The sequence below is a fragment of the Enterobacter sp. HK169 genome (assembly GCF_001719105.1).
Taxonomy (GTDB): domain Bacteria; phylum Pseudomonadota; class Gammaproteobacteria; order Enterobacterales; family Enterobacteriaceae; genus Enterobacter; species Enterobacter asburiae_B.
On sequence record NZ_CP017087.1, the window covers coordinates 1,351,394 to 1,370,220 of the forward strand.

At 56.3% G+C, this 18,827-nt stretch carries 16 protein-coding genes and 1 pseudogene; all 17 read right to left on the reverse strand.

What is annotated here, in order from left to right:
* Positions 1 to 87: 87 nt before the first annotated feature.
* Positions 88 to 1,479 carry a colanic acid biosynthesis protein WcaM gene (gene wcaM / locus EnteroDNA1_RS06525; RefSeq protein ID WP_047741609.1) on the reverse strand — a complete coding sequence of 464 codons (1,392 nt, stop codon included), beginning with the start codon at positions 1,477 to 1,479 and terminating at the stop codon, positions 88 to 90.
* 12 nt (positions 1,480 to 1,491) lie between these two features.
* Complete coding sequence (gene wcaL / locus EnteroDNA1_RS06530; protein WP_064672799.1) at positions 1,492 to 2,712, reverse strand: colanic acid biosynthesis glycosyltransferase WcaL; 1,221 nt, start codon at positions 2,710 to 2,712, stop codon at positions 1,492 to 1,494.
* The gene (wcaK, locus tag EnteroDNA1_RS06535) at positions 2,709 to 3,989 is read right to left on the reverse strand and encodes a colanic acid biosynthesis pyruvyl transferase WcaK (protein ID WP_032658813.1); all 1,281 of its coding nucleotides are present in this window, start codon (positions 3,987 to 3,989) and stop codon (positions 2,709 to 2,711) included. The genes wcaL and wcaK overlap by 4 nt, the downstream gene beginning before the upstream one ends.
* 17 nt (positions 3,990 to 4,006) lie before the next feature.
* Positions 4,007 to 5,484: pseudogene (gene wzxC, locus EnteroDNA1_RS06540) on the reverse strand (colanic acid undecaprenyl disphosphate flippase WzxC).
* A 1-nt stretch (position 5,485) separates the two neighbouring features.
* Positions 5,486 to 6,880, reverse strand: coding sequence for an undecaprenyl-phosphate glucose phosphotransferase (gene wcaJ / locus EnteroDNA1_RS06545; RefSeq protein ID WP_033145973.1), 1,395 nt, complete (start codon positions 6,878 to 6,880; stop codon positions 5,486 to 5,488).
* A gap of 46 nt (positions 6,881 to 6,926) precedes the next feature.
* A complete protein-coding gene (cpsG, locus tag EnteroDNA1_RS06550; RefSeq protein ID WP_045899519.1) occupies positions 6,927 to 8,297 on the reverse strand; it encodes a colanic acid biosynthesis phosphomannomutase CpsG in 1,371 nt (456 codons plus the stop codon).
* A 111-nt stretch (positions 8,298 to 8,408) separates the two neighbouring features.
* Positions 8,409 to 9,845 (reverse strand): mannose-1-phosphate guanyltransferase, encoded by a 1,437-nt coding sequence (gene cpsB, locus EnteroDNA1_RS06555; protein ID WP_069303058.1) that lies wholly within the window; start codon positions 9,843 to 9,845, stop codon positions 8,409 to 8,411.
* Positions 9,846 to 9,848: 3 nt separating this feature from the next.
* On the reverse strand, positions 9,849 to 11,072 hold the full coding sequence (gene wcaI / locus EnteroDNA1_RS06560; RefSeq protein ID WP_048980170.1) for a colanic acid biosynthesis fucosyltransferase WcaI: 1,224 nt from the start codon (positions 11,070 to 11,072) through the stop codon (positions 9,849 to 9,851).
* Positions 11,069 to 11,548 carry a GDP-mannose mannosyl hydrolase gene (locus EnteroDNA1_RS06565; RefSeq protein WP_033145977.1) on the reverse strand — a complete coding sequence of 160 codons (480 nt, stop codon included), beginning with the start codon at positions 11,546 to 11,548 and terminating at the stop codon, positions 11,069 to 11,071. Before EnteroDNA1_RS06565 ends, wcaI begins: the two co-directional genes overlap by 4 nt.
* A 2-nt stretch (positions 11,549 to 11,550) precedes the next feature.
* Positions 11,551 to 12,516, reverse strand: a complete 966-nt coding sequence (fcl, locus tag EnteroDNA1_RS06570; protein ID WP_013097874.1) for a GDP-L-fucose synthase — start codon at positions 12,514 to 12,516, stop codon at positions 11,551 to 11,553.
* A gap of 2 nt (positions 12,517 to 12,518) precedes the next feature.
* On the reverse strand, positions 12,519 to 13,640 hold the full coding sequence (gmd, locus tag EnteroDNA1_RS06575) for a GDP-mannose 4,6-dehydratase (RefSeq protein ID WP_014884502.1): 1,122 nt from the start codon (positions 13,638 to 13,640) through the stop codon (positions 12,519 to 12,521).
* A gap of 24 nt (positions 13,641 to 13,664) precedes the next feature.
* Positions 13,665 to 14,213, reverse strand: coding sequence for a colanic acid biosynthesis acetyltransferase WcaF (gene wcaF / locus EnteroDNA1_RS06580; protein ID WP_069303059.1), 549 nt, complete (start codon positions 14,211 to 14,213; stop codon positions 13,665 to 13,667).
* A 15-nt stretch (positions 14,214 to 14,228) separates the two neighbouring features.
* A complete protein-coding gene (wcaE, locus tag EnteroDNA1_RS06585; protein ID WP_039263104.1) occupies positions 14,229 to 14,975 on the reverse strand; it encodes a colanic acid biosynthesis glycosyltransferase WcaE in 747 nt (248 codons plus the stop codon).
* A gap of 16 nt (positions 14,976 to 14,991) precedes the next feature.
* Complete coding sequence (gene wcaD / locus EnteroDNA1_RS06590) at positions 14,992 to 16,212, reverse strand: colanic acid polymerase WcaD (RefSeq protein ID WP_029742034.1); 1,221 nt, start codon at positions 16,210 to 16,212, stop codon at positions 14,992 to 14,994.
* Entirely contained in the window at positions 16,187 to 17,404 is a 1,218-nt protein-coding gene (gene wcaC / locus EnteroDNA1_RS06595; protein ID WP_039263106.1) for a colanic acid biosynthesis glycosyltransferase WcaC, read from the reverse strand. The genes wcaD and wcaC overlap by 26 nt, the downstream gene beginning before the upstream one ends.
* Positions 17,401 to 17,892: a colanic acid biosynthesis acetyltransferase WcaB gene (wcaB, locus tag EnteroDNA1_RS06600; RefSeq protein WP_032642828.1), complete on the reverse strand. Its 492-nt coding sequence runs from the start codon at positions 17,890 to 17,892 to the stop codon at positions 17,401 to 17,403. Before wcaB ends, wcaC begins: the two co-directional genes overlap by 4 nt.
* Positions 17,892 to 18,734, reverse strand: coding sequence for a colanic acid biosynthesis glycosyltransferase WcaA (wcaA, locus tag EnteroDNA1_RS06605; RefSeq protein ID WP_023312403.1), 843 nt, complete (start codon positions 18,732 to 18,734; stop codon positions 17,892 to 17,894). Before wcaA ends, wcaB begins: the two co-directional genes overlap by 1 nt.
* Between the last annotated feature and the right edge of the window lie 93 nt (positions 18,735 to 18,827).

Genomic DNA, 18,827 nt, shown 5'->3' on the forward strand with positions numbered 1-18,827 from the left:
CGCCTTAGCATCACAAATTTCTGTAGTTGTAATCTGATTAGATCGCGCTTTTATGCCAGGAATAGTCTCAAAACTGATGATTGTCGATTATCTGTGCGGAAGCGCAAAGTTAAGCCTTTCCACATTCACCACCTGCTGGTCGACCCGGTCAATATCGACCGAGCTTTGCCCCTTCTCATTCACTGCTTTTATGTTCGCCAGCGACAGCAACGTCTCGTCTTTCGCCATGAATTTACCCCGCACATCCTTACGCAGGTCGAAGTTAATCTTCAGGGCGGGCCCCACAGCGGCTTCCTGCATCACATTGATATTGCGTAAAAAAAGATGTTGCGGCTTGTTGTGCAGCTCAAGCGTTGCACGCTGCATTTCCACGTTGGTTATCGCCACAAACGAGGTGGCGTTACCGGATGAAATCTGTATTCCGCGCAATTTATACGCAAGCTGACGATTATCGAGATGAATATTGTTGAGCTTGAAGTTCTGCGGGATGGACAAATAATCGCCTTTTATCACCCCATAGCCGATTAACATTCCCGCACTGTTCACCATATCGACATTATCAATAATGAAATTATCACAGCCATAGATGGCCACCGTGGCGTTGTCTATACCCGCCTTTTTACTGAAATCGGGGGTAATATTTTTGGCCTTGATATTGCGAATAACAAAATGTTTACCGTTTTCAACGTGCACCAGCTGGCGACAGTTGCTGCCGGTGATGTTTGCCACCACGAAGTTCTTGACGGTTTGCTTCTCCGGATAGTCGTTATCGTAGGTGCTGCCGGCGAGGCCAATGCCGATGCCCCAGTTGATCTTGCCGTTGGTGCAGTTGATGTTGTCGATGACATGGTCAGAGATCAGGATATTGCGATCGTTGATGGCGACGTTCCACTCGATCGCATCCCCCTGGAGATGGCTAAATTTACTGTTGGTGATGCGGGCACCGTCCACCTGGTTGTGGAAACCCTGGCGCAGGATGGCGTAGTTGGCCTGGCTTACGCTGATGTTATCAATCAGCAAATTGCGCATTACGCTCGGTTTCTTGCCGCCGATGTAGATCTGCGTCACCGGGCCAAAACCGCTCATGGCCAGCCCTTTGATGACGCAGTCAGAACCGCGAACGTCGAGCGTGATGTTCTCCGTGCGGCCAGCACCTTCGCCTATCACTTTGCTGCCTTCCTGCAGAACAAAGCGGCCGCGCCCGTTGCCGGTTAACGCCCCGCGGATCAGCAGCGTTTTACCGTCGGGAATGAAAATACCCGTATTGATGTTTTCGCAGGTGAGCCCGGCCGGGACCACGACGGTGTCGCCGTCATTAAACGCCTGCTTAAAGGCGGCGATCCAGTCGTTGTTATTGTACTGATTAACAGAGACCGTTCTGCCGCTTGCCGCCCGCGCGATGCGTGACGACAGCAGCGGCGTGGCCGCCAGAACGGAGAGAGAAGAGACAAAGGTGCGTCGGGTAATCTTTTTCAGCATACATCCTCGGCGTTACAACGTTTGCAGCAGGCTCGCTAACTGGCGGTTAATCACCTGCTGGTTAAAATCGGTTTCCACTTTTTGTCGGGCGTTCTGGAGCACGGGCTCCAGCGCCTGCTGGTCAATATCGCTGAAGGCTGCTAATCGGTCCGCAAGGGCCATCGCGTTATTCTCCGGCACCAGCCAGCCGGAGTGGTCAGACTTAATCAGCTCCGGGATCCCGCTGTGCAGGGTTGATACCACCGGAATACCTACGGCCATCGCCTCCATCAGCGCCACCGGAATGCCTTCCATATCGCCATCTGCGCCCGTTACGGAAGGCAGCAGAAAGACATCAGCCTCGTCGAGCATGGCCTTGACCTCGTGGCTCGGCTTGAACCCCGGCATCTCTACGACATCTTCCAGCTGATACTGTTCGATAAGCGTGCGCAGACGACGCTCCCACGGCCCAATGCCGAGAATGCGATAGTGGAAATCCACCCCGCGCGCTTTCAGCTGGCGGCAGGCTTCAATAGCCACATGGAGGCCTTTCTTCTCGGTCAGGCGAGCAACGGAGATGATCTGCAGCGGTTTTCCCGGCACCTTGACAGGACGGCGAGTGAAGCGCGTTAAGTCCACGCCCATACGCGAAACGGCAATTTTCTCTCCCGGGCAGCCCATGTTTTTCAGGCGTCCGGCCCACAGGTCGCTGATAGGCAGCATCATGTCGCCGCGCCTGAACAGCTGCTGATACTCCGGCGTGTAGTGGTTCAGCACTTCGCGGCTGGAGATATCGATACCGTGGAAGATGGTCGCAATTTTGCCGTCAATCACGCCCAGCTCGCGCAGCTTCGCGGCGGTGACGCCCGCCGGGCCAAAGTGGGCGATAAACACGTCGGCACGATACGGCTGCGCGGTTTGCCCGCAGATGGCCGAGAGGATCAGATTGCGGGATTCGGAACCATAGCGGGAAACATTCAGCGCTCGCCACGTCGACGCGCGGTGGATCCCGCGCAAGGTCTGGCTGGCCCGGTGGCGCAGCTTACTCAGTCTCCCGGAAGGCTCATCCTGCAGCCAGCGGGTTTTCGCCTCCAGCCCATACTGGGCATACGCCGCATGGGTATTTTTGGTATCGCCCTTTTGCAGGGCGATAATCTCCACGTCATATCCCATATCGATAAACGCGGTGATTTGGTTCAGGACAAACGTTTCAGACGACAGCGGAAATTTCAGTAAGAAGAAACCAACCTTCATTTCCCCTCCCGTACGCGGTCAAGTACCGATTTCACCATCCCAATGCCCTTCTCGCGCTCGGCTTTCACCGCCACCGCCAGGCGTTCATTGATCGCAGGCAGCTGGCCGAGCGTGTCGCCCACCATCGCACCGAGCGAACCATCGAGCAGATGACGGATATCCACGGCCATTTCCGGCATACCGAGCTGCTGCATGATGCCTGCTGATTTGTGTTCGTAGTTGATGGCAATGGCCGGCGTGCCAAAGTTCATGGAGATAATGGCGGAGTGCAGGCGCGTGCCGACGGTCAGGTCGCAGGCGGAGAGCAGCTTGCCCATCTCCAGATCGTTAAGTTCGTCCATCACCACGTGATAGCGGGACGGATCGTTCACCAGATTGCGCAGGTTCAGCGCCACCATACGGTCGTCTTTGTTGTAGCTGTCGATGCCGGTGCAGGTGGAGAGCGCCAGCACCTGGTACCCGCTGTCCAGCACGCGGTTCACCACGTCGGCGAAGGCTTTCTCATACGCCGCCTGGGTCGTACCTAAACGCTTATCGAAGGGCGCCAGCTCGCGCAGGGTAATCGCGACGGTTTTCTGTTTCGCCGCCACGTCGAGCCAGTGCTGCACCGCGTAGCTCGGCTGGAAGCTGTCGTCCTGGTGATCCACCAGCCACGCGGTGTCCACGCCGTGCTCAACTTTTGAGGTGTCAATTTCGCTGCGCTTCATCATGTCGAGGCTGACCGACTCGCGCAGGATCAGCGCGTCGCAGTGGCCGAACACGTAGTTTGCGAGCTGGTTAAACTGCGGATCCTGGAATGGCCCGACGCTGTGGCCAATCATAAACAGCGGCTTTTTCGCCATAAAGGTGCAGAGCGCATGCTCAAACTGCGGCACGCCGTAGAGATCGACGAAGAACGAACCGCCGACCTGGATAATGGCGTCGTAGCCGGACAGCAGACGGACAAAATCGGTAAAGCCCTGCGCGATAGCGATATTGCGCAGCTTGCCGGTATCGGTCACGCGGGAAAGCAGCACCTGGTGCTGGTAGCGACGGCGCAGCACTTTCTTCACGCGGCCCATCACGCCCGCGGCGTTGTTATGCTGTTTCATCTGGCTATAGAGCGGGTCGCCCATCACCGGGCGGTTCAGTAACCAGGATGAGCTGACCGGATAACGGCTCATCACGTCCACTTCAGTCTCAGGCTTAAGGGTGTTAATTGCATCCAGTAAACCGCGCAGGATGGCGCTGTCGCCACGGTTGCCGCAGGTATGGTTGCCAAGAATTAATAATTTCATAATGGCCTCTTAAATAACTAGCCTGCGCGAAGCAGCGTTTTCATTTTTTCGTTACGGCAAAACTGGCGCTTCATCTCCACCACCAGCGCATTGCGTGACAGCACAATCATCATGCCAAATGCCAGCGCGCCCGCGGCAACCTGTACCGCCAGCAGCGCGGCCAGCGGCAGGTGACCGCTGAGGATGATGCCCAGGCCGTAGCTCACCGCCAGGGTCGGCAACGAGAGATAGAACGGCAGCCACAGGCTCAGGATGTACTGACGGTAGCTGGAGCCCAGCACCGGCTTGATCATGATGAAGTAGCTCAGAACGGTATTGATTATCTGCACCAGCAGGAAGCCCAGCGTGACGCCGATGGCGCCCGCCATATGCCCGCCGACGATAATCGCCGGAATAAACAGGAAGGTTTTGAACACGTTGAACTTAAAGCTAATGTCGACGCGCGCTTTTGCCATCAGCAGGGAACCAATCGGATTCCCCACGGAGCGCAGCAGCCCCACCACGCACAGCAGCTGCAGGATCGGGATGATGCCGTTCCACTTCTCGCCAAACACTAGCGGCACGAAGTTGCTGGAAACCACCATCAGCCCCAGCAGCACCGGGAAGTTAATGATCCCCACCACGGAAAGCAGCTTGTAGAAGTTAACGCGCAGCTTCTCGGTGTCGTCCTGGATCTTGGCGAAGGCCGGGAACAGCACGCGGGTGATTATCGGGTTCAGCTTCATCGGCGGCACCACCGCGACGTTGTAGGCCAGGTTGTAGCCCCCGCCACGCTCGCGCCAAGAATACGCGCCAGCACCAGCGTCGACAGGTTGGTATTCACATAGTTGATAATGCTGTCCGCCGTCAGCCACGCGCCAAAGCGCAGGTTGGACGAGACGGATGCGAGAGAGAAATGCAGCCCGGGACGGTAGATCTTGCGGCCAAAGTAGCCGAACAGCAGCGTACGCACGGCAGAGTTAACCAGGTATCCGAGGATAGCGGTCATCGCCAGCGGCCAGAAATGGGCGCTCACCACGGTGAAGGTAAAGCCCGCCAGCACCGCGCTGGTCTCGATCATGCCGATCTTGTTGAACTCCAGCTCTTTCTGCATCAGCGCGCGGAACTGCTGCCCGTGCGGGATCACCACGAAAGCAAACGACAGCGTGCGCATCAGCGGAGCCAGATCCGGGTTGTGCAGCACGCTGGCGATGGTGTCGCTCAGCAGGAACACCAGCACGAACACGAAAATACCCAGCCCCACGTTCAGCCAGTAGAGCGTGGTCAGCTCAAGATGGCTGATCTCTTTGCGCTGGATAATCGAGTTGGCGATACCAAAATCAGACAGCGTATCGGCCAGCGCGATAATCACCAGCGAGACGGTCAAAAGGCCGAACTGGTGATTATCAATAATGCGCGCCAGCACGGTCATCTGCACCAGACCGAGGCCAATGATGACGATGGTCGCCATCGCTGACCACTTCGCCCCGCTGATGGTTTTTTCACGTAAGCTCATCTTAGTACGCCGCTTTGTTCACGAAACCTTTGAAGATGGTCAGAAAAACAATCTTGATATCGAACCAGATACTCCATTCACGGATGTACTCCAGATCGAATTCGATACGTTTTTCCATTTTTTCCAGCGTGTCGGTTTCGCCGCGCCAGCCGTTGATCTGCGCCCAGCCGGTAATGCCCGGCTTCACCTTATGGCGCAGCATGTAGCCTTCAATCAGCGAGCGGTACTGCTCGTTGTGCGCCACCGCGTGCGGACGCGGGCCAACAATCGACATGCCGCCGGTGAAGACGTTGATAAACTGCGGCAGCTCGTCCAGCGAGGTGCGGCGCAGGAAGTTCCCCACGCGGGTGACGCGCGGATCGTTCTGCGTTGCCTGGGTCACCACCTTGTCGTTTTCCATCACCTTCATGGAGCGGAATTTCCACACCATAATCGGCTTACCGTCCATACCGTAGCGGGTCTGGCGGAAGATAACCGGGCCGGGAGAGCTCAGCTTCACCGCGAGGGCAATGCAGCACAGCACCGGGGAGATGAGCAGTAAAATCAGCGAAGAGAGCACGATATCTTCCGCGCGCTTCAGCACGCGGTTAATGCCCGACAGCGGGGTGTCGTACAGCGGTACCACCGGCACGCCGTTCACTTCTTCAATGCGTGAATGGAGGATGTTGAAGGTAAAGACGTCCGGGATCAGGATCACCGAACAGGTGGTGTCCGCCAGCTCGCGCATCAGTTGCTTAATGCGGGATTCGTCTCTCATCTGCATAGCGATGTAAACGTTGTGAATTTTACCGGCTTTCGCGTCTTCAATAAGCTGTTCGTAATTGCCCGCCCAGTCCGACGGCACGCCGCCCGGCTTCGCGTCGTGGTAAATCCCGACCACTTCAAACCCTAACCACGGCTCTTTGCGGAAGCTGTCGAGCAGAACCTTACCAACCGGAAGATCGCCCGCTACCGCAACGAAGCGACGGTTATAACCGCGGTTACGCAGCCAGCCCGCGCCGAAGCGGATCAGGGAACGGCACACCACCATGCCGACGCTGGTGATCAAATACCAGCAGAGATAGGTGACGAGGCGATTATCAAAATCATGGCTGAAGGCCACCAGGCCTGCGCTGAAGATCAGACTCAGGGTCCAGTTCTGCAGCAACAGCATCAGTTCGGTGGTCATTTTCACGCCGCGCCACGAGCGGTAGAAATCGGTCATCCCGCCGATCATCTGAAACACGACCAGCGCAATGAGAGCCATCAGCAGATGCATATATAAGAACGGCAGCCCGCCGATCCGACACACCGCCCACAATCCACCGACCATGATGGTGATATCAGAAAAACGCTGCACCATAGAGATTAACGATGCATTCGTTCTCGCTCGTTCGCGTTTTTTTAGATTCGTCATCGTTGTTCCTGTATTCGGTTCCCCCTCCCGCCGGGAGGGGCAATTATTACTGATTCAACAGCGCCAGAATGTCCTTCGTTCGGGCTTCCATCAGCGCCGTGTCAGCACGGGACTCCACGTTCAGGCGCACCACCGGCTCGGTGTTGGACGAGCGCAGGTTAAAGCGCCACTGCGGGAACGCCATGCTGATGCCGTCCGTACGGTCAATTTCCAGCGCGTGGATCGCAAAGTGCTGCTCCACGCGGGCAATGGCCTCGGCCGGCTGCGCCAGCTTGCTGTTGATCTCCCCGCTCGCCGGGAACGCCGCCATGCGGTCGCGCACCAGCTCGCCCAGCGTCTGCCCCTTCAGGCACAGCAGCTCGGTCACCAGCAGCCACGGGATCATCCCGCTGTCGCAGTAGGCAAAATCACGGAAGTAGTGGTGGGCGCTCATCTCGCCGCCGTAGATGGCGTCTTCTTCGCGCATGCGCTCTTTGATGAAGGCATGGCCGGTTTTGGACATCACCGGCGTGCCGCCCGCCGCGGAGACCACGTCGACGGTGTTCCAGGAAAGGCGCGGGTCATGGATGATTTTCGCGCCCGGGTTTTTCTCGAGGAACGCTTCCGCCAGCAGGCCGACAATGTAGTAGCCCTCGATGAATTGCCCTTTCTCGTCGAACAGGAAGCAGCGGTCGAAGTCGCCGTCAAAGGCGATGCCCATGTCCGCGCCGTGCTCAATCACCGCGTTGCGGGTGTCGTCGCGGCACTCCGGCAGCAGCGGGTTAGGAATACCGTTCGGGAAGTTGCCGTCCGGGGTGTTGTGCACCTTGACGAAGGTCACCGGCACGTTCAGCGCCTTAAAGCGGGCTTCCAGCGCATCGACAACCGGGCCGGCCGCGCCGTTACCGGAGTTGATGACCAGCTTCAGCGGCTTGAGGTTCGCCACGTTGATGTAGCCCAGCAGGTGGTCGACGTACTCTTTCTGCAGGTTGATTTTTTTGTAGCTGCCGCGCTTCGCGTCGTTCACCGGCGGGAAGTCGTTGGCTTCCGCCAGGCGCTGCACGTCGCGCAGGCCGGTGTCGCCGCTGATAGGACGGGCGCCCTTGCGCACCAGCTTCATCCCGTTGTAGTCCATCGGGTTGTGGCTGGCCGTCACTTCGATACCGCCGTCCACGCCCAGGTGGAAGGTGGCAAAGTAAATCTCCTCGGTCCCGGAAAGGCCGATATCCAGCACGTCCACGCCCGCGTCCTGCAGCCCTTTCGCCAGGGCCAGCTTGAGGGATTCACTGGTCAGACGCACGTCGCCGCCCAGCACAATGGTCTGCGGTTTTAAATATTCGCCGTACGCGCGGCCAATGCGCCACGCGATATCTTCATTCAGCTCTTCGCCCAGCTTGCCGCGAATATCGTAGGCTTTAAAACAGGTTAATTTTTCCATGATGACCCCTTTTTCAGGCAACAGTCGGCCCTGACCACGTAATGGCCAAATTGATTTTTTTGTCATTCGCAGGCCCGGTAAGCGCAGCGCCACCGGGCATAATGCAGAGTGCTACACCCGCCCGTAGCGGTCCTGAAAGCGCACGATATCGTCCTCTTCCAGATACGAGCCGGAGCGCACCTCAATTAAGTCGAGAGGAATTTTCCCCGGGTTCTCCAGACAGTGCGTCGCCCCCAGCGGAATATAAATGGACTCGTTTTCGCCCAGCAGTTTGACTTCACCGTCGATGGTGACTTTAGCGGTACCCGCGACCACCACCCAGTGCTCGGCGCGGTGATGGTGCATCTGCACCGACAGCCCCTCGCCCGGCTTCACGGTGATGCGTTTCACCTGGTAGCGTTCACCGGAGTCAATGGAGTCATATTTCCCCCACGGACGGTAGACTTCGCGGTGAATATGGTGCTCGTGACGGCCATCGGCCTTGATCTGCTCCACCACTTTTTTAACGTCCTGCACGGCGTTACGGTCGGCAATCAGCACGGCGTCCTTGGTCTGGACAACCACCAGATCCTTCACCCCGACCGTGGTCACCAGGCCGGATTCGGCGTAGACGTAGCTGTTTTCCGTTTTGTGGCTAATAACATCGCCGTGGTGGACGTTACCCTCCGGGGTATGGGCGCTGATCTCCCACAGGGAGGACCAGGAGCCGACATCGCTCCAGCCCGCATCCATCGGTACCACGACGGCGTCCGCCGTACGTTCCATCACCGCATAGTCAATGGACTCTTCCGGGCAGGCGAGGAACGCCTCTTCATCCACGCGGATGAAGTCGAGATCCGGGTCCACCACCGCCATCGCTTTCTCGCAGGCGTCCAGAATATCCGGGCGGTATTTGCGCAGCTCTTCCAGATAGCGTCCGGCGCGGAACAGGAACATCCCGCTGTTCCAGTAATACTCCCCGCTGGCGACATACGCCTGCGCGGTTTCCAGATTCGGTTTTTCAACAAACTGCGCCACGTCAAACGCCACGCTGTCGCCTTCACCCGGCGTCACGCTGCCGCGACGAATATAGCCATAGCCGGTTTCCGGCAGATCCGGCACGATGCCGAAGGTCACCAGCTTGCCGCTCTCGGCGTAAGGGATCGCCGCACGCACCGCGTCGCGGAAGGCGTCTTCCTGCTGGATAACGTGGTCTGCCGCCAGGACCAGCATCAGCGGGTCACAGTCCGGGCTGCTGCGTTTTGCCGCCAGCGCCGCCAGGGCGATCGCGGGCGCGGTATTGCGTCCGGCAGGCTCCAGGATGATGTTTTCGGTGAGCTTATTCAGCTGGCGCAGCTGCTCGGCAACAATAAAGCGGTGCTGTTCGTTACAAATCACCACCGGGCTTTCACACTCCACGCCGTGCAGACGGTTTACCGTCGTCTGCAGCATGGTGAGATCCCCTTTCAGGCAGAGGAACTGTTTTGGATAGAGCACGCGGGACAGCGGCCACAACCGGCTACCAGAGCCACCAGCCATCACAACCGGATACAAAGTGGTTTGACTCATGATTTATCCCCGTATATCTGCAATAAATTGGCTCAGCACGTTCTCTTTCTCGAGCGTGCGTTCGGCATATTCACGTGCCACCGTGTTCACTTTTGGCATGGCAAGTGCCTTCTCAATTCCGGTTACCAGCGCCGGGACCGATTCCGGCTCCACGCACACGGCAATCCCCGGATAGCTGTCGCACAGCTGGCCTAATTCTGTTTCGGCTTCTGCCGTGATCACCGCGTTACCGCCCACTGCCAGAATGTTGGTCAGCTTGGACGGCAGCACAGCGTCCGCGGCGCCGCGTTTTTGCACCACCAGATGGCAGTCGCCCATCTTCAGCAGCGCAGGCAATGCCTCGTAAGACTGAAGCGGGAAAAATTTCACGTTGGTCAGGCCGCGTTCCCCGGCCATTTTTTCCAGCCGCGCCTTTCCACCGCCCTGCCCGACAATCACAAACGTCCACGGATGTTCACTCAGCAGCTGGGCCGCTTCAATCACGCTTTCCAGCCCCTGCTTTTCGCCGATGTTGCCTGAGTAAAGAATGATTTTTTGATCTTCAGGCAAACCGAGCTGCGCGCGCAGGGCCTGAGCGTCCTGCTCAGTCACATCGCGAAAACGCGCCACTTCGGACCAGTTCGGGAAGAAGATCACCTTCTCTGCCGGAACGCCCTTCTCCTGCGCCTTGTTCATCATCGATCGCGAGATAGTCGAGACGTAATCCACGTTATGCAGGCCGCTGCGCTCAAACGCGCTGGCGAGCTTCGCCACCTTGCCGCCTTTGCTTTTGCCTGCCATCCCCAGGCCCAGCATGGCGTCAACTTCATAATCCTGAATGTGCAGCAGGGTGCGCGCGCCGGAGAGTTTGCCCAGCAGGCGCATGCCCGGCGTGCAGAACAGCGTCGGCACCACACCGATGATACGATCCGGCTTCCAGCGACGCTGCGCCATGAGCGGGAAGAAACTGCTCAGGGCAAAGCTGCCCAGATGAAGTAACCGCTTCAGCGTTGAGGGCTGCTTAGGCACATACAGCGGGCAGCGCCAGACGGTCGCTGCGCCCTCTTCGCGACGGTAGCGCCAGCTTGAGTAGCGCTCCCCGACTTTCCACTCCGGGTAGTACGGCGGCGCGGTAATGACCCGCACGTCATGTCCCTGGCTCGCCATCCACTCGACCATCTCGCCGGTGTATTTCCCGATGCCGGTTAGCTCCGGCGAGTAGTTGATTCCGTACACTAAAATTTTCATAAGCCCGGCACTCCGGACTGACGATCGGCCAGGAAATAGGCACGACTGTTGTCATGCACATTGTCGCTGGCAAGCAGCGCCTCTGGCGTCTGCCAGCGGTAGTCGTCATGCTGAGAGTCAGGCAGACGCAGGTCTGCCTCACTCACCTTCAGGCGGAACCCCAGCACGATGTAGTGCGTGGTGAACCCGGTGCCTGAAAAGTTATCGTCATAGAAGTGCTGCCAGACCCCGTAAAACTGGCCCGCTGCCATCGGCAGCTGCAGGCCCAGTTCCGCCAGAGTGAGACGCTCAAACGCATCGCTGAGCCGCTCATCCTTCTGCACGCGCCCGCCGGGCACGAACCAGAAGCCCTGTGCAGGACGGTTGGTTCGTTTCCCCAGCAAGAACTCGCCGCGTTCGTTCTCCACGATCAAATCAATTGAGATGAGCGGAGTCGAACGCACTACCGTGGCAAAATCTTCCTGACTTAAAAACATCGTTACCCCCGGAAGCGGTGCTGGTTTTCCAGGAACCACTGGTAGGTACTGGCCAGCCCCTGCTCCAGTGACACCTCGTGATACCAGCCCAGCTGATGCAGACGGGTCACGTCCAGCAGCTTGCGCGGCGTGCCGTCCGGTTTCGTCGCGTCAAACACCACGCGGCCTTTGTAGCCCACTACCTGCGCGATGGTTTGCGCCAGCTCGCGAATGGTGCAGTCCACGCCGGTACCGACGTTGATGTGCGACAGCATCGGCTCGGTGTTCTCCTGCCACACCTCGCGATCCAGCTCCATCACGTGAATGCTGGCGGCAGCCATGTCGTCCACGTGCAGGAATTCACGCATCGGCGTACCACTGCCCCACACCACCACGTCCGGCGCGTTCTCGGCGGTCGCCTCGTGGAAGCGGCGCAGCAGCGCCGGGATCACGTGCGAGTTGCTCGGGTGGAAGTTGTCGTGCGGTCCGTACAGGTTGGTCGGCATCACCGAACGATAGTCGCGGTTGTACTGACGGTTGTAGGACTCGCACAGCTTGATCCCGGCAATCTTGGCAATCGCGTACGGCTCGTTGGTCGCTTCAAGCGTGCCCTGCAGCAGTTCGCTCTCGGCGATCGGCTGTTTCGCCATTTTCGGGTAAATACAGGACGATCCGAGGAACAGCAGCTTATTCACGTTGTGCAGATGCGCCGCGTGAATGATGTTGCTCTCGATCATCATGTTTTCGTAGATGAAATCCGCCGGGTAGGTGTTGTTAGCGACAATGCCGCCCACCTTCGCCGCTGCCAGATACACCTGGTCAATGCGTTCGTTAGCAAAGAAGTCCTGTACCGCGCGGCTGTCGAGCAGGTTCAGCTCGTCGCGCGTGCGGACAACCACTTCCACGTCACCGCGCTGTTCGAGCTGGCGAACAATCGCGGAACCCACCATTCCGCGATGACCGGCGACAAAAATACGTTGTTTTGTCATTCTCAGGACTCCAGCGCGATGGCAACCTCGTAGCCATGAGACTTGAGCAGGGAGTGTTTTTTCGCTGCTTCAAGATCTTTGGCTACCATCTCGGAAACCATTTCCTGCAGAGTGATTTCTGGTTTCCAGCCCAGCTTCTCGTGCGCTTTGGTTGGGTCGCCCAGCAGGGTTTCCACTTCAGCAGGACGGAAGTAGCGCGGGTCAACCTGGACAATCACGTCGCCTGGCTTCACGCCCGGTGCGTCGTGGCCGGTCACGGAAACCACGATACCCTTCTCTTCCACGCCGGTACCTTCGAAGCGCAGCTTGATGCCCAGCTGTGCCGCGGCCATTTCAACGAACTGACGTACGGAGTACTGCACGCCGGTTGCAATCACGAAGTCTTCTGGCTGTTCCTGCTGCAGCATCATCCACTGCATTTTCACGTAGTCTTTGGCATGGCCCCAGTCACGCAGGGAATCCATGTTGCCGAGGTGCAGGCAAGACTCCAGACCCTGCGCGATGTTGGCGATAGCGCGGGTGATTTTGCGGGTCACGAAGGTTTCGCCGCGACGCGGAGATTCGTGGTTGAACAGGATGCCGTTACAGGCGTACATGCCGTAGGATTCACGGTAGTTCACGGTGATCCAGTAGGCGTACAGTTTTGCTACCGCATACGGAGAGCGCGGGTAGAACGGCGTGGTCTCTTTCTGTGGGATTTCCTGCACCAGGCCGTACAGCTCGGAGGTGGATGCCTGGTAGAAGCGAGTTTTCTTCTCAAGGCCGAGGAAGCGGATTGCTTCCAGCAGACGCAGCGTACCCATGGCATCAACGTCAGCGGTGTATTCCGGGGATTCGAAGGAGACCGCTACGTGGCTCATCGCGCCCAGGTTGTAGACTTCATCCGGCTGTACTTCCTGCAGGATACGGGTCAGGTTGGAGGTATCGGTCAGGTCGCCGTAGTGCAGATGGAATTTCGGGTTCGCCGCGTGAGGATCCTGATAAATATGATCCACACGTTCGGTGTTGAAAGAAGATGCACGACGTTTAATACCGTGTACTTCATACCCTTTTTCCAGCAGGAACTCTGCCAGGTAAGAACCATCCTGCCCGGTAACGCCGGTGATGAGAGCGACTTTAGACATGTTTATATTCCTCTACTTATGAATTTAATCAGTTTCAACGCGTTCGCGTATCACCACTGCGGGGTTGCCACGGCAAACTTTATTTGCCGGTAGCGATTTAAAAACGCTGCTGCGGGCACCGACTACCGTGCCATCGCCAACAGAAACACCCGGTGCAACAAAAACATCCGTTGCCAGCCAGCATTTTTCGCCAATCACAACAGGCGAAGCGGTAATATCAAAATGCTGACTCATAAAATCGTGGCTGCCGGTGCACAAATAACATTTCTGTGAAACCACCGAATTTGCGCCAATCGTAATTTCGCCCAGGGTATATAACACCGCGTCATCCCCAACCCATGCGTAATCCCCAAGCGTTAATTTCCACGGATAGGTAATTTTTACAGAAGGTCGGATGACTACGTTTTTTCCGATTTTTGCGCCAAACAGGCGCAATAGAAAAGCTCGCCAGCGGTACATTATTTGCGGCGACCAGGCAAACAATGTTGCCTGAACGGCCCACCACAGCTGTACCTTAATACCGTTCCCGCCCCGAAAACCTTTCGGCACGGAGAAACCTTTTAAATCCTGCATTGCGTTTCCTTATATTCAGGCTTTGTTATATAAGGTTTTCGTTTTGCCTGTGGTACGCAGGCGTAATAAATAAGACAATTCCGCCCAGAACCCCGGCACGCGTAATATTTTACGCTGCACGTTTTTGGCATCCTGGCACAATTCCAGATTATTAGACGTTGACACGCCGCCCATGGAGAATTCAGACACCAGCCCTTTAATTCGACGGAACGGGTAACCTGATTTATACAGGCTGGCTGCCAGCGCATAATCGGAAGACACTTTATACTGCAAATCGTAAGGCTGTTTTTTCAGACCTTTTACCGGGAAGAAAATGGCCTGATGGCTGGCCGGCAGGCTGTGATAGATATACCAGCCTGGCTTCGCGCTGCGGCACACTTTATGTCCGTCGCCAAAATCGAGCAGCGCGTCGCCAATATACATGGCGTCCTCTTTCTGGCGAGCCAGCTGACGGGCAAACAGCGCCACGTCATCATGGAAAATATCGCCCGAGTTCAGGAAGATGGCATAACGGCCTTGCGCCATGTTGATGCCTTTATTCATCGCATCGTAGATGCCTTTATCTTTCTCGCTGATGTAGCGTAAGTTGAACTCACCGTTGAGTTTTTCCAGAAACTCCGCCGTGCCATCGTTCGAGCCGCCGTCGACCACAATCCACTCAAAGGTGAGGCTTGGATCGCGCGCCAGGTTGCGCAGCGAGCGCCAGGTTTTTACCACCCCTTCGTAATTACGAAAAGCGACAGTAATGACGCTAAGAAACATAAATCACCTCATTTCGTCATACGTTCGTAATATTAAGCGCCTTGCGCAGAATAAACGGACAGACAATCAAGAAAGCATATTCCGGGCTAAATATTGACCCGGTAAAAAAGAGCGACACCGGAGTAAACAGATAAAGCTGAACGCGAAAGTTCTGGTTATCACCAAACGCGTTAATCATCATTTTGAAAACTTTAAACAGATACCACAGGGTCAACAGTACGGCGAACCACGAAAAATAAATAATTAACAGATACAGACCATTGTCTATGGTTTTACCGACATCCGCACCGTTAAAGATTCCGAATGATGCAACATATTCGTAAAGTGAGCCGAATCTTACTACCCCATCAATATGGGTTAAGGAATAACCCACCATCACCAGTGGCCCAATGATGCGATAATAGGACGAAGACCCTTCCGTTCCCAAATCACCCAAACGTTCTGAGATGTACGGGAAGGCAAATATCACGCCTACCATAAATACCGTCAGGGAGATAATCGCCAGCGGCAGCTTTTTCTTAATCGCATCTTTGTTCAGGTACTGGAACGCCCACTCCAGCAGGTAAAACAGGATAAATGTCATTACCCCTGAGAACGATCCAGACAGAACAATTCCTGCAAGAATCATAGCATCGGTCTTAGGCGTTTTGATACCAAACTGTTTGATGCTGAGCCAAATTGAGATTAACGCCAGAGCGAAAAACGCCGGTTCAAAATAGAGGGCTGTAGTACGCTTCCCGCCAAACTTGATGAAGTTCAATACATAGCTGTTACTGTAAATGAGATATTTCGAAATTATCTCCATCAGGCTGCTGCCGCCGGTGAGAATAATTTGCGCCATCTCCAGCGCGGCAAGCATAACAATTAACGCAACGGCAATATAAAAGAACCTAAGGATTTTCCGATAATTGTGCGGAGAAATAGTTTTAAACCGAATACTCCAGACCATTCCGATAATAATGACAATATAAACAAACAGCATGGTCGAGGTGACGTATTTACTCGCATCCAGCGACTGGCCAAAGATGTAGTTAAACAGCGTCAGGCCCGTGCCCAGCCCTAAGGCAATCATCAGCTTCTTGAGGTTGATTTTATCGACATACAGCAGAAGCAGAACGGGCAGGAAGGTCACGATGGTTATCGGGAAGCTTTCGCCGAGCTGGGCAATTTTGACGTTGACCAGCAGGTAGATCAGCGGCAGCAGCAGATAACTACAGATTCTGATAGAACGAGACATATTCCTCCAGCATCTGTTGTCCACTGTAGGCCTTGCGGCTGCGGTTGCGGAACGATTCCAGGTCAGTGCCAAAAACGATCTCAGCAATCTGCGCCTTCGGCAGCTGTACCAGCGGCAGAACCTCCTGCTCCGTGAAGGTTTTCCCGCCGGACTTTTCCAGCACTTCGCGCGCCGCATCGCTGTGGGTGGCAATCACCGGCACGCCGATAGAGAGCGCCTCGCAGAGGATCAGCGGGTAGTTATCCACGCGGGAGCTGAACACCAGGGCGTCCATTTCATTCAGCGCGCTCATCAGCTTGCGCTTGTCAGTCTCAAACCCGTGGTTCACCACGTTGGCCCCTTCGAACGGTGAAAACTTGCCGAAGGTGTGAAGCTCTATCTTGTCACCCAGCGCCATCATGTCGCGTACCAGCTGCTGGTTGGTTTTACCGTCGTAACGCAGATCATGCGCAACGATAGCGATTTTCGGTTTGCCCGCGGTTTCGGCCACCGGGGTTAGCTCGGCAAGAATGGCTTCCGTCGCCACGTCGATGCCGTTGTTGATAATCTGACAGCGCCCTGCCCCGTACAGGCTGTTGAAGGCATCCGCCACGTGCTGGCTCGGAGAGATAAACGTACAGCCGAGCGAGAGCATGTCGCGGAACAGCTGACGCTTTCCGGCCACCAGCTGATGCGCTCGATCCACCTTCACCGGCGGGTAGTTGCTTAACGTCGGGCACTTCTGGCAGTTATCTTTCCAGCCTTCGCAGCCGTCGGTAAACGCGCAGCGTCCGGTCACGCTCCAGTGATCGTGCAGCGTCCACACAAAGCGGGTGTCGGGCTTGTGGGCCTGCACCTTCTGACAAAACGCCACCACCTCTTCCAGATTCAGCCAGTAGCTGTGCAGAACGTGAAAATGCAGCACAACCGGGCCCGCGGTGCGGGTAACCGTGCGGTAAAGATTGTTCAGGTTGCCAAACAGGTCGCGGTTAAACAGACGGAACAGCGCAATGTTGGCCATCGAGGTCAGACGCGGCGTGTGCTTGTGCACCTGAGGGAAGTTATCGTGGCTGACGCTTTTCTTGCCGCCTTTGCCGTAGCCGTAAATAAACCGAGACTGAAGTCCTTTTTGCAGCGCGCGCTGGTGCAGATCCAGGGCCACGCCTGCCGCTCCGCCTTCTGCGAGGCGTACGTTAAATTGCAGAATGTTCATTTAATCACCTTCACGCGGGCTTTTTCTCCCACCACCAGCGCGTTATCCGGAATGCTGTCCAGCACTACGCTGCCAGCACCTATCGTGACGTTATTACCAATCGTAATGTCACCGACGATCACCACGTTCGCGCCCAGCTCGACGTTATTGCCGATGACCGGGCAGGCCAGGCTGTCAGGCCCGCGGTTGCCAATGGTGACCGCATGACGAATGGTGAAATCATCCCCGGCGACCACAAACTTGTTGATCACCACCGCATAGCCGTGGTGGATGGTAAAGCGGCGGCCAATGGTGGCAGCGGCCTGAATTTCATAGCCAAAAAAGCATTCGGTAATGATGCGGTACAGCACCAGCACGGGCGCCGCCCAGATATTGTTCAGCACGTTTTTCTTACGCCACACCGAGCAAAAGTGCGCGATGCGGTACGCCAGAACCATGCAGCACGGACGCAGGCTCCAGCTGTTAGCGCGGCAATCTTCCAGAAACATTATTTCCCCCGAAGTCCATCAGCCAGGCGTTTGCCGTTACGCACGGACAGCAGCGTCAGCAGCGTGCGCCAGTTCATGCGCTTATTGCGGATCTGATAGAGGGTAAAGAGCTGATATTTACGGCTGGCACGGTCAAACTTGTCCTTGTGCTTGCGGTAAAAATGGAAGTAGCCGGAGAACTTCTTCGGCGAGGAGGTGATTTGCATCTCCCCGTGGTTGATATGCAGGATCTGCGTGGCCTCTTCCACTTTCCACGGCTCGCCGTATTCCACCACCATGCGCAGGAAGATATCGTAATCCTGCGCGGCCTTGAGTTCGGTATCGAACAGGCACTCTTTGAAACGCCACGCCCAGGTGAAGACCTGGTTACCAATAATGTTGCGCTTGTAGAACAGGCGGCGAGAATACGGCGATTTCGGGTACAGCGGCAGACTCGCGGGCTGCGAATAAACCTCGCCCTGGCAGACATAGTCGTTGGCATACAGGAAAGCGTGCGTGACCAGCTGTTCTTTATGCGACAGGAAGATAGACAGGCGGTTCGGCGTCCATTCGTCATCGTCGTCGATCCCGGTCAGATACTGCCCTTTGGCCTGCATAATCGCCTGATTACGCACCGCGCATGCGCCGGAGTTAATGGCGTTATGCGTATAGACCACCCGCGGGTCGTTGAGGTCAGTCACAAACTTTTGCAGCTGTTCATACGAGGAAGAGCAGTCATCAACGATGATAAGCTCCCAGTTATCGTAATCCTGTCGCAGGACGGATTTGATTGCGCGGATCGCCAGCTGCTGGCGATTCCATGTCGGCATATAGATTGAAACTAAAGGGCGTTGTGTGGTCATCTTTTCCCCTCACCCCGGCCCTCTCCCCAAAGGGGAGAGGGTGAAAGGCAGCCAGTGGTTATCATTACGTTCGTCCCCCACATCCAGCACCGA

What these genes read in the sequence shown, in the direction of transcription:
- wcaB (WP_032642828.1), bottom strand. Translation starts at nt 17,892, where the DNA reads ATGTTTCTGGAAGATTGCCGCGCTAACAGCTGGAGCCTGCGTCCGTGC.
- gmd (WP_014884502.1), bottom strand. Translation starts at nt 13,640, where the DNA reads ATGTCTAAAGTCGCTCTCATCACCGGCGTTACCGGGCAGGATGGTTCT.
- wcaA (WP_023312403.1), bottom strand. Translation starts at nt 18,734, where the DNA reads ATGACCACACAACGCCCTTTAGTTTCAATCTATATGCCGACATGGAAT.
- wcaI (WP_048980170.1), bottom strand. Translation starts at nt 11,072, where the DNA reads ATGAAAATTTTAGTGTACGGAATCAACTACTCGCCGGAGCTAACCGGC.
- wcaD (WP_029742034.1), bottom strand. Translation starts at nt 16,212, where the DNA reads ATGTCTCGTTCTATCAGAATCTGTAGTTATCTGCTGCTGCCGCTGATC.
- wcaE (WP_039263104.1), bottom strand. Translation starts at nt 14,975, where the DNA reads ATGTTTCTTAGCGTCATTACTGTCGCTTTTCGTAATTACGAAGGGGTG.
- cpsG (WP_045899519.1), bottom strand. Translation starts at nt 8,297, where the DNA reads ATGGAAAAATTAACCTGTTTTAAAGCCTACGATATTCGCGGCAAGCTG.
- wcaL (WP_064672799.1), bottom strand. Translation starts at nt 2,712, where the DNA reads ATGAAGGTTGGTTTCTTCTTACTGAAATTTCCGCTGTCGTCTGAAACG.
- wcaF (WP_069303059.1), bottom strand. Translation starts at nt 14,213, where the DNA reads ATGCAGGATTTAAAAGGTTTCTCCGTGCCGAAAGGTTTTCGGGGCGGG.
- cpsB (WP_069303058.1), bottom strand. Translation starts at nt 9,845, where the DNA reads ATGAGTCAAACCACTTTGTATCCGGTTGTGATGGCTGGTGGCTCTGGT.
- fcl (WP_013097874.1), bottom strand. Translation starts at nt 12,516, where the DNA reads ATGACAAAACAACGTATTTTTGTCGCCGGTCATCGCGGAATGGTGGGT.
- wcaC (WP_039263106.1), bottom strand. Translation starts at nt 17,404, where the DNA reads ATGAACATTCTGCAATTTAACGTACGCCTCGCAGAAGGCGGAGCGGCA.
- wcaM (WP_047741609.1), bottom strand. Translation starts at nt 1,479, where the DNA reads ATGCTGAAAAAGATTACCCGACGCACCTTTGTCTCTTCTCTCTCCGTT.
- wcaK (WP_032658813.1), bottom strand. Translation starts at nt 3,989, where the DNA reads ATGAAATTATTAATTCTTGGCAACCATACCTGCGGCAACCGTGGCGAC.
- wcaJ (WP_033145973.1), bottom strand. Translation starts at nt 6,880, where the DNA reads ATGACGAATCTAAAAAAACGCGAACGAGCGAGAACGAATGCATCGTTA.
- EnteroDNA1_RS06565 (WP_033145977.1), bottom strand. Translation starts at nt 11,548, where the DNA reads ATGTTTTTAAGTCAGGAAGATTTTGCCACGGTAGTGCGTTCGACTCCG.